Source organism: Amycolatopsis sp. NPDC058340 (genome assembly GCF_042723975.1).
Taxonomy (GTDB): Bacteria; Actinomycetota; Actinomycetes; order Mycobacteriales; family Pseudonocardiaceae; genus Amycolatopsis.
Genome location: NZ_JBHXIB010000038.1, coordinates 36010 through 47176, shown reverse-complemented (window position 1 = coordinate 47176; position 11167 = coordinate 36010). Strand labels below are relative to the sequence as shown.

The following is an 11167-nucleotide window of genomic DNA, read 5'->3' as shown; positions in this document are numbered from 1 at the left end:
GGCCCCCGCCCGGAATGCCCCCCCCCCCACCCCCCGCTAGGACCCATCAACGCGGTGGCCGCCCGCCCACCCCCGCAATAAAGAGGACGAAACGCGCGCGGTGGGGTGCCGTGGGTGCTGTGGCCGCCGGCGATCTGCGCGCTGGCGCTCGTGGTGCTGCCGGTCGTCGGCCTGCTGGTGCGTTCGGACCTGACGCGCTTCCCGAGCCTCATCACCTCGACGTCGTCGCTGAACGCGCTCAAGCTCTCGCTGCTCACCGCCGGACTGTCCACTGTGGCCTGTGTGCTGCTGGGCGTCCCGCTCGCCGTGGTGCTCGCGCGTTCGGGGGCGCACGGTGTCCGGGTGCTGCGCGCGGTGGTGCTGCTCCCGCTGGTCCTGCCACCGGTCGTCGGCGGGCTGGCGCTGCTGTACCTGCTGGGTCGCAAGGGTTTCCTCGGCATCCTGGTGACCTCGCTGACCGGGGAGCAGGTGCCGTTCACCACGGCCGCGGTGGTCATCGCGCAGACGTTCGTCGCGATGCCGTTCCTGGTGGTCAGCCTCGAAGGGGCCCTCCGCGGCGCCGGTGACCGGTACGAACGGGTCGCCGCGACGCTGGGCGCCAAGCCGTGGACGGTGTTCCGCCGGGTCACGCTGCCGCTGCTGCTGCCCGCGCTCGGCTCGGGCATCGTGCTCAGCTTCGCGCGGGCGCTGGGCGAGTTCGGCGCGACGATCACCTTCGCCGGAAGTCTCGAAGGGGTGACCCGGACGCTGCCGTTGGAGGTCTACACCCAGGCCGAGGTCGACGTCGACAGCGCCGTGGCGCTCGCGTTGCTGCTCATCCTGGTCGCCGTCGCGGTGATCGCGCTCGCCCGGCCGCGCGCGCTCGAAGGAGTCCGCTCGTGACCCTTTCGGCCGAGATCGTCCTCAGGCGCGGCGAGTTCACCTTGGACGTCGGCTTCGAAGTCCCCGACGGCGGCGTGCTCGCGCTGCTCGGCCCGAACGGGTCGGGGAAGTCCAGTGTGCTCGGCTGCCTCGCCGGGCTGCTCCGGCCCGACCGGGCACGGATCACGCTCGGCGGGCGTGGCCTGGCGGGCCTGCCGCCGCACGCGCGCGGGATCGGCCTGCTCTCCCAGGACGCTCTGCTCTTCCCTCACCTGTCCGCTTTGGACAACGTCGCCTTCGCGCCGCGCTCGACCGGAGCCGGGCGTGCCGAGGCGAAGCGGCGCGCGCGGGAGTGGCTGACCGAAGTGGACGCGCTCGAACTGGCCGGACGACGGCCCGCGCAACTCTCCGGTGGGCAGGCGCAGCGGGTCGCGATCGCGCGGGCACTGGCCGCCGAGCCGGGGCTTCTGCTGCTCGACGAGCCCTTCGCGGCTCTCGACGTCGACGCGGCGCCTGCCATCCGAGGGCTGCTCCGCCGGGTGTTGCGTTCCGGTCCGCCGACCGTCCTGGTCACGCACGACCCGCTCGACGCGCTGGCGCTGGCCGATCACGTCGCCGTCCTCGACGGCGGCCGGATCGTCGAACGCGGCGAGACCCGCAAGGTCCTTTCCGCGCCGCGTACGGCGTTCACCGCGCGGATCGCCGGGCTGAACCTGGTGCCCGGCGTCGCCGCCGAAGGCGGTTTGCGCACGTCAGGCGGGCTGTTGGCGGGAATCCCCGCTGAGGACGTCGTCGAGGGCGAAGCGGCCGTCGCCGTCTTCGCGCCCAGCGCCGTCGCCGTGTACCTGCCGGACGGTGAGCACCGGGGCAGCCCGCGCAACACCGTCGAGGGAATCGTCGACGCGCTCGAACCACACGGGCCGGTGATCCGCGTCCGGGCCCGCGGCGACGGCTGGGCGGCGGGGCTCGCCGCCGACCTCACCCCGGCCGCGGTCGCCGAACTGGCGCTCGAACCCGGCACACCGGTCAATCTTTCGGTCAAGGCGGCGTCCGTGGCTGTTCACGCCGTCTCGGATCATTAGGGTGGGCGATATGAACGAGCGCCGTTGGACATACCTCAGCGACATGGATGGCGTGCTGGTCCAGGAAGAGCACCTCATACCCGGCGCGGACGAGTTCCTCAAGGAGCTGCGCACCAACGACATCGGCTTCCTGGTGCTGACCAACAACTCGATCTACACCCCGCGTGACCTGCGGGCGAGGCTCGAACGGACCGGTCTCGACATCCCCGAGGAGGCCATCTGGACCTCCGCGCTGGCGACCGCGAAGTTCCTCGCGTCGCAGCGGCCGAACGGCTCGGCGTTCGTGATCGGCGAGGCCGGGCTCACCACGGCGCTGCACGAGGTCGGCTACGTGCTGACCGAACGCGACCCGGACTACGTCGTCCTCGGCGAGACGCGCACGTACAGCTTCAGCGCGATAACCCGCGCGATCAGGCTGATCGAAGGCGGCGCGAAGTTCATCGCCACCAACCCGGACGCCACCGGCCCGAGTATGGAGGGCTCGATGCCCGCCACCGGCTCGGTCGCCGCATTGATCGAGAAGGCGACCGGCCGCTCGCCGTACTACGTCGGCAAGCCGAACCCGCTGATGATGCGCTCCGCGCTGCGTCGGCTCGGCGCGCATTCGGAGTCGACGCTGATGATCGGCGACCGGATGGACACCGACGTCCACTCGGGAATCGAGGCCGGTTTGCAGACGATCCTCGTGCTCACCGGTATCTCCACGCGGGAGAGCGCGGAGCACTACCCGTACCGGCCGACCAAGATCATCGACTCGATCGCCGATCTGGTCGGGCGCACCGGCGACCCGTTCGGCGAAGGCTGAGTTGTTCGTGGTGAACCCGCGTCCGCGATCGACGTCGGCAGGGCGCGGCGCCGTCACCCCGTCACTGGGAGAGGTCAGGGCGCCCTGCCACCGCGATAGCGGGGCCTTCGGCCGGGCCGGGTTCACGCGTTCGACCGGTTTCGCGGGCCGTCTTCAGCTTCGCTAACAGGCTGAGCGACACGACGGCGGGCGGAGGGCTTATCGTCAGACGATGCACGACGATCAGCCCACGTCCCCGACCTATGTGGTCGGTGACGTGCACGGACACCGGGACGAGCTGGCCGAGGCGCTCCGGGAGAAGGGGCTGCTCGACTCCGACGACGACTGGGCCGGCGGTGAAGCGACCCTCTGGTTCCTCGGGGACTTCGTCGACCGGGGGCCCGACGGTGTCGGCGTCATCGACCTGGTGATGCGGCTGGAACGCCAGGCCGCGACGGCGGGCGGGCATTGCGGGACGCTGCTGGGCAACCACGAGATCCTGCTGCTCGGGATGTACCACTTCGGCGACACCGAGGTGCCGTCCGACTTCGGGCCGCGCAGCTTCGCCCGCAGCTGGGAGATCAACGGCGGGCTGCTCGAAGACCAGGACAGGCTCACCCCGCAGCATATCGAGTGGCTGACTTCCCGCCCGATGCTCACGCTGGCCGCGGATCACCTGCTGATGCATTCGGACACGCTCGAGTACCTCGGCTGGGGCGAGGACATCGACGGGATCAACGCGCGTGGCCGCGAGATCCTCGAAGGCAGCGACATCGAGGCCTGGTGGGACGTGTGGCGGCGGATGACCACGCGGTACGCCTTCCGCGGCCCGGAGGGCGCCGACGTCGCGCAACAGCTCATGGACCGGCTCGGCGGCGAGCGGATCGTGCACGGGCACAGCGTCATCGCGGACCAGCTGGGGATCCATCCCGCGCAGATCGAGGGACCTTATCTCTACGCGGGCGGGAAGGCGCTGGGGATCGACGGCGGGTTGTTCGTCGGCGGCCCGTGCCTGATCATCCCGCTGCCTTGGGAGCCCGAGGACTGAGCCGCCGGGCTCGTGAGTGGTAAGGACGGTTCTAACCGTCCTTACCACTCACGAGCGTCAGGACTCACGGAAGTTCGACGATCTCCTTGCCCAGCGGCATCAGCGACACCGGGATCATCTTGAAGTTCGCCACGCCCAGCGGGATCCCGATGATCGTGATGCAGAGCGCGACCCCGGTCAGCACATGCCCGATGGCGAGCCAAAGCCCGGCGAAGATGAACCAGATGACGTTGCCGATCGTCGACGCGGCCCCGGCGTCGCGCCGGTCCACCACGGTGCGGCCGAACGGCCAGAGCGCGTACGCCGCGATCCGGAACGACGCCAGCCCGAACGGGATGGTGACGATCAGGATGCAGCAGATGATGCCGGCGACGACGTAGCCGAGTGCCATCCACAGGCCGCACAGCACGAGCCAGATGACGTTCAGGATCAGGCGCATCAGACGTGCAACTCCCCGCTGGCCACGGTGACCGCCTGCCCCGAAAGCAGGACACGGTCGCCTTCGAGACTCATCCGCACGATGCCGCCGCGTGCCGAGGCCTGCTCGCCGACCAGCTTGTCGCGGCCGAGCCGGGCGGCCCAGTACGGCGCGAGGACACAGTGCGCGGAGCCGGTGACCGGGTCTTCGTCGATGCCCACGCCCGGAGCGAAGAACCGGGTCACGAAGTCGATCCCGTCCACGTCGCCCGGTGCGGTGACCATGAGCCGTCCGTTCCAGTGCGCGCGCAGCGCGGCCAGGTCCGGGGCGAGCGAGCGCACCACGGAAGCGTCGTCGACCACCGCGAACAGGTTGTGCTTGCTGCGCCCGACGTACTCGAACTCCAGGCCCGGCAGGATCGACGACAGATCGTCGTCCGACTCGCGGGGCGGATCCGACGGGAAGTCCATCGACACCCAGCCGTCTTCGGCGCGGCAGCGCAACTCGCCGCTTTTCGTCGTGAAGGTCTGCTCGCCGCCGAGGACGTGCGTGGTCGCCAGCGTCGCGTGCCCGCACAGGTCGACCTCCGTCTCCGGCGTGAACCAGCGAAGCGACTTCGGGCCTTCGCCTCCGACCTCGACGAAGGCCGTCTCGGCGTGCTTCAGCTCGGCGGCGACGGACTGCATCCAGCCCGCGTCACCCGGAGCGTCCAGCAGCACCACGCCGGCTGAGTTACCGGCGAAGGCTTCGGAGGTGAAGGCGTCGACGATGTAGAGGCGCATGTCCTCGACGATATCGGCCACCGCCGGGGCGGGCCTCCGGGTTTCCCCTGAGGTGGTCTCCACTTGCAGGTGGCCGCCGTCACGCCGCGTTCCTAGACTCGACGCGTCGATGCCGCCGAACGCAGGAGTCTCCATGCCTGACGCCCCCGCCTTGCCGAGTTACGCATCGGGAATCTCGGACACCCCGCTGCTGGGGGACACCATCGGCGACAACTTCGATCGCACCGTCGCCGCCTTCGGCGACCGGGACGCGCTCGTCGACCGCGCGGCCGGGAAACGCTGGACCTACACCGAACTCGCGGCCGAAGTGGACGCGCTCGCGCTGGGCCTGCTCGACCTCGGGATCGCCAAGGGCGACCGCGTCGGCATCTGGTCGCCGAACCGGTGGGAGTGGACCTGCGTCCAGTACGCGACCGCGAAGATCGGTGCGATCCTGGTCAACATCAACCCGGCGTACCGCTCGCACGAACTCGAATACGTGCTGAACCAGGCCGGCATCAAGCTCATCGTGGCCGCGAACTCGTTCAAGACCTCCGATTACGCGGGCATGATCGCCGAAGCGGGGCCGAAATGCCCGGCACTGGAACACGTCGTGCTGCTCGACAGCCCGGAGTGGCCGTCGATGCTGGAGATCGGCCGCAAGGCCGACCGCGCGCCGCTGGTGAAGCGGCAGGCCGAACTCTCCGCGGACGACCCGATCAACATCCAGTACACGTCCGGCACCACGGGTTTCCCCAAGGGCGCCACGCTCAGCCACCACAACATCCTCAACAACGGCTACTTCGTCGGCGAACTCTGCAACTACACCGAAGCCGACAAGATCTGCATCCCCGTGCCCTTCTACCACTGCTTCGGCATGGTGATGGGCAATCTCGCGGCGACGAGCCACGGCGCCTGCATGGTCATCCCGGCGCCCGCGTTCGAGCCGAAGGCCACCCTCGAAGCCGTCGCGGCCGAGAAATGCACGTCCCTGTACGGGGTTCCGACGATGTTCATCGCCGAACTCGCCGACCCGGACTTCGCTTCCCATGACCTGTCGTCGCTGCGGACCGGGATCATGGCGGGCTCGCCGTGCCCGGTCGAGGTGATGAAGCAGGTCATCGACCGGATGGGCATGGCGGAGGTGTCGATCTGCTACGGCATGACCGAGACGTCGCCGGTGTCGACGCAGACCCGCGCGGACGATTCGGTGGAGCGGCGGGTGTCGACGGTCGGCCGGGTCGGGCCGCATCTGGAGGTCAAGGTCGTCGACCCGGAGACCGGGCTGACCGTGCCGCGCGGCGAACCGGGCGAACTCTGCACTCGCGGCTACTCGGTGATGCTGGGTTATTGGGAACAGGCCGACAAGACGGCCGAGGCGATCGACGCGGCGCGGTGGATGCACACCGGCGACCTCGCGATCATGGACGCCGACGGGTACGTCAACATCACCGGCCGGATCAAGGACATGGTCATCCGCGGCGGTGAAAACCTGTACCCGCGCGAGATCGAGGAGTTCCTCTACACCCATCCCGACATCCTCGACGCGCAGGTGATCGGTGTCCCGGACGAGAAGTACGGCGAGGAACTCATGGCCTGGGTCCGCATGCGCGAGGGCACGGAGCCGCTGACGGCCGAAGCCGTGCGGGAGTTCTGCGAGGGCAAGCTGGCGCGTTACAAGATCCCGCGCTACGTCCACGTCGTCGAGGAGTTCCCGATGACGGTGACCGGCAAGGTGCGCAAGGTCGAGATGCGGGCGGAATCGATCAGCATCCTCGGGCTGGAAAAGGCGGCGGCGACCAAACACGCCTGACACTTCGAGGCAACCTGTCACAGCCTCGACGCGTGTTCCCTTCGCGGTGGACCCGAACCACCGCGAAGGGGAGAACGTCATGACACTCAAGCGAAGCAGAAGAGTTCTCGCTCTGGCCGGCTCGCTCGCGGTGCTGCCGCTGATGCTGCCCGGAGTGGCGGTCGCCGCCACCGCGCCGATCGATCTGGGCACGCTGCCGGGGGATCAGTACAGCGAGGTCAACGCGGTCAACGAAGACGGCGTCATGGTCGGTTCGTCGACACCGCTGGAAACCCAGATCAAGTACCACGCGGCGAAATGGGACGCGCTGGGCCGGATTTCCGCGTTGCCCGGTCTCGGTGGCGAGCAGAGCAAGGCGACGGACGTCAACCGCGGTGGGGTCGCGGTCGGCTGGGCCCACAAGGACGCGGACTGGAACCAGGCGGCGGTCAAATGGGCGCCCGACGGCACGGTGACCGCGTTGCCGTACCTGCCCGGCGGGGATTACGCGACCGCGAACGCGATCACCGACGGCGGTGTGATCGTCGGCGCCGGACGTGCGGCGGACGGCACGATGCACGCGGTGCGGTGGAATCCGGACGGCAAGGTGGTGGACCTCGGCGGGCTGCCCGGCGGCACCTACGCGAACGCGGAATGGATCACCCCGGACGGCAGGACCGTCGCGGGGATGGCCTCCGACGCGGCAGGGAAGAACCACGTCGTGCGCTGGGATCTCGCCGGTGTCATCACCGATCTTTCGCCTGGCAATCCGTACAGCACCCCGGAGGACATGAACGATTTCGGCGTGATCGTCGGAAGCGCCGAAGTGAACGGCAATCCGAAACCCGTGCGGTGGGAACGGGACGGGCGGATGACCTGGCTCGACTGGCCGGAACGGGATCCGGGCTGGGCGCGTGCGGTGAACAACGCCGGTGTCGCGGCCGGCGGCGGTTACCTGGTGTTCGGCACGGAGAGCCCGGTGAAGTGGAACCGCGCGGGGACCCGTACGACGCTTTCGACCGCGCGCGGACTGGGTTACGACATCGACCGGCTCGGCACGGTCGTGGGCCTGGAGAACAACATCGCGACGAAGTGGGACGCGGCAGGGACCCGCACGGTCCTCGGCGCGCTGCCGGGCGGCTCGTACAGCGTCGCCACCCACATCGCGCCGAACGGGACCATCGTCGGCTTGTCCGACAACGAAAACGGCCGCACGCACGCCGTCTACTGGCTCGCCGGGTAGGGGGCTGAAGGACGCTTTCCCCCGTGTGATGCGGGGAAAGCGTCCTTCAGCTCTCCCTAGGCCGCGGAGTTGGCGGCGGCCGCGGCGATCGCCTTCGCGTCTTCTTCGCCGAAGGTCTCTTCGAGGTTCTCCGGCGAGTAGTCGAGGTCGATCTGCTCCACCGGCATCCCGCGCGCGGACTCGATCGCGCCGAGGCGCCGCTGTGCCCGGTCCGCCGCGTACTGGATGATCTCCTCGGGATCGTTGTCGAACGGGATCTCCTCGAACTGGTCCTGCACCCACTGGATCATGCCCAGCGCGTGGGGGAGCAGCTCGCCCATCCGCTGCTGCACCGCGTCCCACAGCGAATCGTCCGCGGCCACGTGACGGCGGCAGGTGAAGGTGCCCCACGCCATGTGGCGGCGTTCGTCGTCGCCGATCCGGCGCACCAGTTCCTGCATCCCCGGCAGGATGTCGTGCTGGGTGCAAATCAGCTGCCACGAGTAGTACCCGGTCAGCGCGAGACTGCCCTCGATGACGTGGTTGTAGGTGACACTCGCCCGGATCTGGTTGAGCGGGCTGGGATCGTCCTCCAGCGCCCGCAACGACTGCGGCAGTTCTTCGTAGAAAAGCTTGCGGTAGTGGGGATTCTCCGCGACGTACGGATGCAGGTCCTCGGTCAGCCCGACCGCGTCCATCCAGCGACGGAACACCTCGGTGTGCTTGGCCTCCTCGAAACAGAACTGCGTCAGGTACATCTCGTCGCCGAAGCGGCCGGTCGCGGACATCGCCCGCATGAACGGCTGGATGTCTTCGGTGACCGCCTCTTCCCCCGCGATGAACTGCGCCACCAGATAGGTCGTCGACCGCTGCTGTTCCGGGTTGAGGGAATCCCAGCCCTCGCGTTCACGGGAGAAGTCGATGTCGGCCGGGTTCCAGAACTTCTTGTTCCCCTTGACGAACAGCCGCAGCGGGAACGAGTCCCAGTTCAGCCCGCCCTTGCGCAGTGAGGAAAAACCGGTCCGCAGTTCGGAGAGCGTGTCGGTCATGATGTCCCCTTCGAATCGGTGGTCAGCGCCCGTATCGCGGGTGCCAGCACGGCGACGACCGCCGCCGCCGCCTCGTCGGCCGAATGCGTCGGCATGACGAGATGGGACAGGGAAAGCCGCACGACGGTCTCCGCCAGCAACGTGGCGGATTCCCGGGAGAGCGACGGCTCGAACTCGCGGTACTGCCCGGCCGCGACCTCGGTGGCCGCGGTCAGGATCGGTTCGCCCTTGGTGGTGAGCAGGGGGAGAAGGTCCTCGCCCGCTTCGGTGCCCAGCGTGGTGGCGACGAGCCGGTTCTCGCGGGCGTGCTCGATCGTGTACACGACCGCCTCGCGGATCCCGTCGCGCAGATCCGGCGCGTCCTGGACACGCAGGCGGATGCCTTCCAGGAACTCCGAGGTCGTCCGGAGGACCACGGCCTCGGCGAGCGCGCCCTTGTTGCCGAACTCGTTGTAGACGGTCTGCCTGCTCACGCCGGCGCGGGCGGCGACGTCCGCCATCCGCAGGGCCGTGTAGCCGTGTTCGGTGAGCAGTTCGGTGGCCGCGTCGAGCAGCGCCTCCCGCAGAGAGGCCTTGGTCCGATCGGAGAAGCTCGTGATCTCGCCCACACTTTCAGCTTGACACAGATCACACGCATGTCAAAGAAGTTGACGGGTGTCCGTCCGGTGTAAATCTGTCGGTGGTGGCGGCTACCGTGATCGTGTGGGCATCACCGTGGGGTTCGACCTCGACATGACACTGATCGATCCGCGGCCGGGCATGGTCGCGGTGATGAACGCGCTCGGCGTGGAATCCGGTCTGCCGCTGGACGGCGAGTACTTCGCGGCCAACCTCGGCCCGCCCCTCGACGCCAGCCTGCGGGGTTTCGGCGCGCCGGAGGAGCGCATCCCGGAGCTGGTGGCGCGCTTCCGCGCGATGTATCCGGACACGGTCGTGCCGGTGACCGTCGCGATGCCCGGGGCCGCCGAAGCACTGCACGCGGTCCGCGCGGCGGGCGGGCGCACCGTCGTCGTCACCGGCAAATACGGGCCCAACGCGAAACTTCACCTGGACGCGCTCGGGCTGGAGGTCGACGTCCTGGTCGGAGAGCTGTGGTCGACGGAGAAGGCCGCCGCGCTCACCGAGCACGGCGCCCGCGTCTACGTCGGGGACCACGTCGGCGACATCCGCGGCGCGCTGGCGGCGGGCGCGGTCCCGGTCGGGGTCACGACGGGCCCGTGCACCAAGGAAGAGCTGCTCGCGGAAGGAGCCGACGTGGTGTTCGGCTCGCTGACCGAGTTCCCCGGCTGGTTCAGCTCTTTCGGCGAGCCTCGCGGATCAGGGCGATCAGGCCGAGGGCCAGCCCCAGCGGAGTGATCACGCCCGCCGCGGCGGACAGCCACACCGGCAGGTTCTCCAGCCCGGCGGCGAACATGACGAAAACCGCTGTGACGGCGATCATGCCGAGCGCGAACAGGCCGATGCCGATGCGCATGAGGATCGGTTTGCCGGGCTTTTCGGGGACGGCCACAGCGGCCTCCTTTACTGCGGTCTCCATGACGAAGAGGGTATCCGCCGGTATCCGCTTCTCCACAGGGCGTGTGGCGAGATACGCTTATGGGACGCGCGCCCTGGGTACGCCCCCGGGCGCGTTCGTTGTGAGCGGGACAGCAAAGGATTGGTGAGAGAAGTGCCGACCGGCAAGGTCAAGTGGTACGACGCGGAGAAGGGTTTCGGTTTCGTCACCCAGGATGGGGGCGCCGACGTCTACATCCGCAAAGCCGCGCTGCCACAGGGCGTCGAAGGGCTCAAGGCGGGCCAGCGCCTCGAGTTCGGTGTCGCCGACGGCCGCCGCGGCCCGCAAGCGCTCTCCGTCCGGCTGCTGGACCCGCCGCCCTCGGTCGCCGAGGCGCGCCGTCGCCCCGCCGAGGAGCTGCACGGGCTCATCGAGGACATGATCAAGCTGCTCGAGCTCAAGGTGCAGCCGGATCTGCGGCGCAACCGCTACCCGGACCGCAAGAACACCAAGCAGATCGCCGAGATCATGCGCGCCGTCGCCCGGGACCTCGATCCCTGATCCGGCACCCCCTCCGGCCCAAGCGCGTGAAGGCCCCCTTCCCTCGGGAACCCCCACGGGATGGGGGCGTGACCCCCCAACGGCGTGCGTTGTC

At 69.0% G+C, this 11167-nt stretch carries 13 protein-coding genes; 8 read left to right on the top strand and 5 right to left on the bottom strand.

Annotated features, from left to right (window positions below; all coding sequences use genetic code 11):
* Positions 1–114 precede the first annotated feature (114 nt).
* From ACFWIW_RS30970 to ACFWIW_RS30955, 4 genes are all read left to right on the top strand, one after another.
* Entirely contained in the window at positions 115–882 is a 768-nt protein-coding gene (locus tag ACFWIW_RS30970) for an ABC transporter permease (RefSeq protein ID WP_378371732.1), read from the top strand.
* Entirely contained in the window at positions 879–1943 is a 1065-nt protein-coding gene (locus tag ACFWIW_RS30965) for a sulfate/molybdate ABC transporter ATP-binding protein (protein ID WP_378371731.1), read from the top strand. The genes ACFWIW_RS30970 and ACFWIW_RS30965 overlap by 4 nt, the downstream gene beginning before the upstream one ends.
* A 10-nt stretch (positions 1944–1953) precedes the next feature.
* The gene (locus tag ACFWIW_RS30960) at positions 1954–2748 is read left to right on the top strand and encodes an HAD-IIA family hydrolase (RefSeq protein WP_378371730.1); all 795 of its coding nucleotides are present in this window, start codon (positions 1954–1956) and stop codon (positions 2746–2748) included.
* Between the two features lie 211 nt (positions 2749–2959).
* Positions 2960–3775, top strand: a complete 816-nt coding sequence (locus ACFWIW_RS30955) for a metallophosphoesterase (protein ID WP_240599452.1) — start codon at positions 2960–2962, stop codon at positions 3773–3775.
* 64 nt (positions 3776–3839) lie between these two features.
* On the opposite strand, the gene ACFWIW_RS30950 is transcribed toward ACFWIW_RS30955, so the two are convergent.
* Together ACFWIW_RS30950 and ACFWIW_RS30945 are read right to left on the bottom strand one after the other, a co-directional pair.
* Positions 3840–4214 carry a YccF domain-containing protein gene (locus tag ACFWIW_RS30950; RefSeq protein WP_378371729.1) on the bottom strand — a complete coding sequence of 125 codons (375 nt, stop codon included), beginning with the start codon at positions 4212–4214 and terminating at the stop codon, positions 3840–3842.
* Positions 4214–4975 carry a PhzF family phenazine biosynthesis protein gene (locus tag ACFWIW_RS30945; protein WP_378371728.1) on the bottom strand — a complete coding sequence of 254 codons (762 nt, stop codon included), beginning with the start codon at positions 4973–4975 and terminating at the stop codon, positions 4214–4216. Before ACFWIW_RS30945 ends, ACFWIW_RS30950 begins: the two co-directional genes overlap by 1 nt.
* 133 nt (positions 4976–5108) lie before the next feature.
* Here ACFWIW_RS30945 and ACFWIW_RS30940 point away from each other — a divergent pair, with 133 nt between their 5' ends.
* Complete coding sequence (locus ACFWIW_RS30940; RefSeq protein WP_378371727.1) at positions 5109–6767, top strand: AMP-binding protein; 1659 nt, start codon at positions 5109–5111, stop codon at positions 6765–6767.
* Between the two features lie 79 nt (positions 6768–6846).
* Positions 6847–7989, top strand: a complete 1143-nt coding sequence (locus ACFWIW_RS30935) for a hypothetical protein (protein ID WP_378371726.1) — start codon at positions 6847–6849, stop codon at positions 7987–7989.
* Between the two features lie 56 nt (positions 7990–8045).
* Here the strand turns inward: ACFWIW_RS30935 and ACFWIW_RS30930 are convergent, their stop codons facing one another.
* Both ACFWIW_RS30930 and ACFWIW_RS30925 read right to left on the bottom strand, forming a co-directional pair.
* Positions 8046–9017, bottom strand: a complete 972-nt coding sequence (locus ACFWIW_RS30930) for a R2-like ligand-binding oxidase (protein ID WP_378371725.1) — start codon at positions 9015–9017, stop codon at positions 8046–8048.
* Positions 9014–9625: a TetR/AcrR family transcriptional regulator gene (locus ACFWIW_RS30925; RefSeq protein ID WP_378371724.1), complete on the bottom strand. Its 612-nt coding sequence runs from the start codon at positions 9623–9625 to the stop codon at positions 9014–9016. Before ACFWIW_RS30925 ends, ACFWIW_RS30930 begins: the two co-directional genes overlap by 4 nt.
* Before the next feature lie 94 nt (positions 9626–9719).
* On the opposite strand from ACFWIW_RS30925, the gene ACFWIW_RS30920 reads away from it, so the two are divergent.
* A complete protein-coding gene (locus tag ACFWIW_RS30920) occupies positions 9720–10373 on the top strand; it encodes an HAD family hydrolase (RefSeq protein ID WP_378371723.1) in 654 nt (217 codons plus the stop codon).
* On the opposite strand, the gene ACFWIW_RS30915 is transcribed toward ACFWIW_RS30920, so the two are convergent.
* Positions 10309–10554, bottom strand: a complete 246-nt coding sequence (locus tag ACFWIW_RS30915; protein ID WP_378371722.1) for a hypothetical protein — start codon at positions 10552–10554, stop codon at positions 10309–10311. The genes ACFWIW_RS30920 and ACFWIW_RS30915 overlap by 65 nt on opposite strands.
* A 132-nt stretch (positions 10555–10686) precedes the next feature.
* Between ACFWIW_RS30915 and ACFWIW_RS30910 the strand changes: the two genes are divergently transcribed.
* The gene (locus tag ACFWIW_RS30910; protein ID WP_016337551.1) at positions 10687–11073 is read left to right on the top strand and encodes a cold-shock protein; all 387 of its coding nucleotides are present in this window, start codon (positions 10687–10689) and stop codon (positions 11071–11073) included.
* The last annotated feature ends 94 nt before the right edge of the window (positions 11074–11167 follow it).

What these genes read in the sequence shown, in the direction of transcription:
- ACFWIW_RS30945 (WP_378371728.1), bottom strand. Translation starts at nt 4,975, where the DNA reads ATGCGCCTCTACATCGTCGACGCCTTCACCTCCGAAGCCTTCGCCGGT.
- ACFWIW_RS30950 (WP_378371729.1), bottom strand. Translation starts at nt 4,214, where the DNA reads ATGCGCCTGATCCTGAACGTCATCTGGCTCGTGCTGTGCGGCCTGTGG.
- ACFWIW_RS30935 (WP_378371726.1), top strand. Translation starts at nt 6,847, where the DNA reads ATGACACTCAAGCGAAGCAGAAGAGTTCTCGCTCTGGCCGGCTCGCTC.
- ACFWIW_RS30930 (WP_378371725.1), bottom strand. Translation starts at nt 9,017, where the DNA reads ATGACCGACACGCTCTCCGAACTGCGGACCGGTTTTTCCTCACTGCGC.
- ACFWIW_RS30915 (WP_378371722.1), bottom strand. Translation starts at nt 10,554, where the DNA reads ATGGAGACCGCAGTAAAGGAGGCCGCTGTGGCCGTCCCCGAAAAGCCC.
- ACFWIW_RS30960 (WP_378371730.1), top strand. Translation starts at nt 1,954, where the DNA reads ATGAACGAGCGCCGTTGGACATACCTCAGCGACATGGATGGCGTGCTG.
- ACFWIW_RS30940 (WP_378371727.1), top strand. Translation starts at nt 5,109, where the DNA reads ATGCCTGACGCCCCCGCCTTGCCGAGTTACGCATCGGGAATCTCGGAC.
- ACFWIW_RS30955 (WP_240599452.1), top strand. Translation starts at nt 2,960, where the DNA reads ATGCACGACGATCAGCCCACGTCCCCGACCTATGTGGTCGGTGACGTG.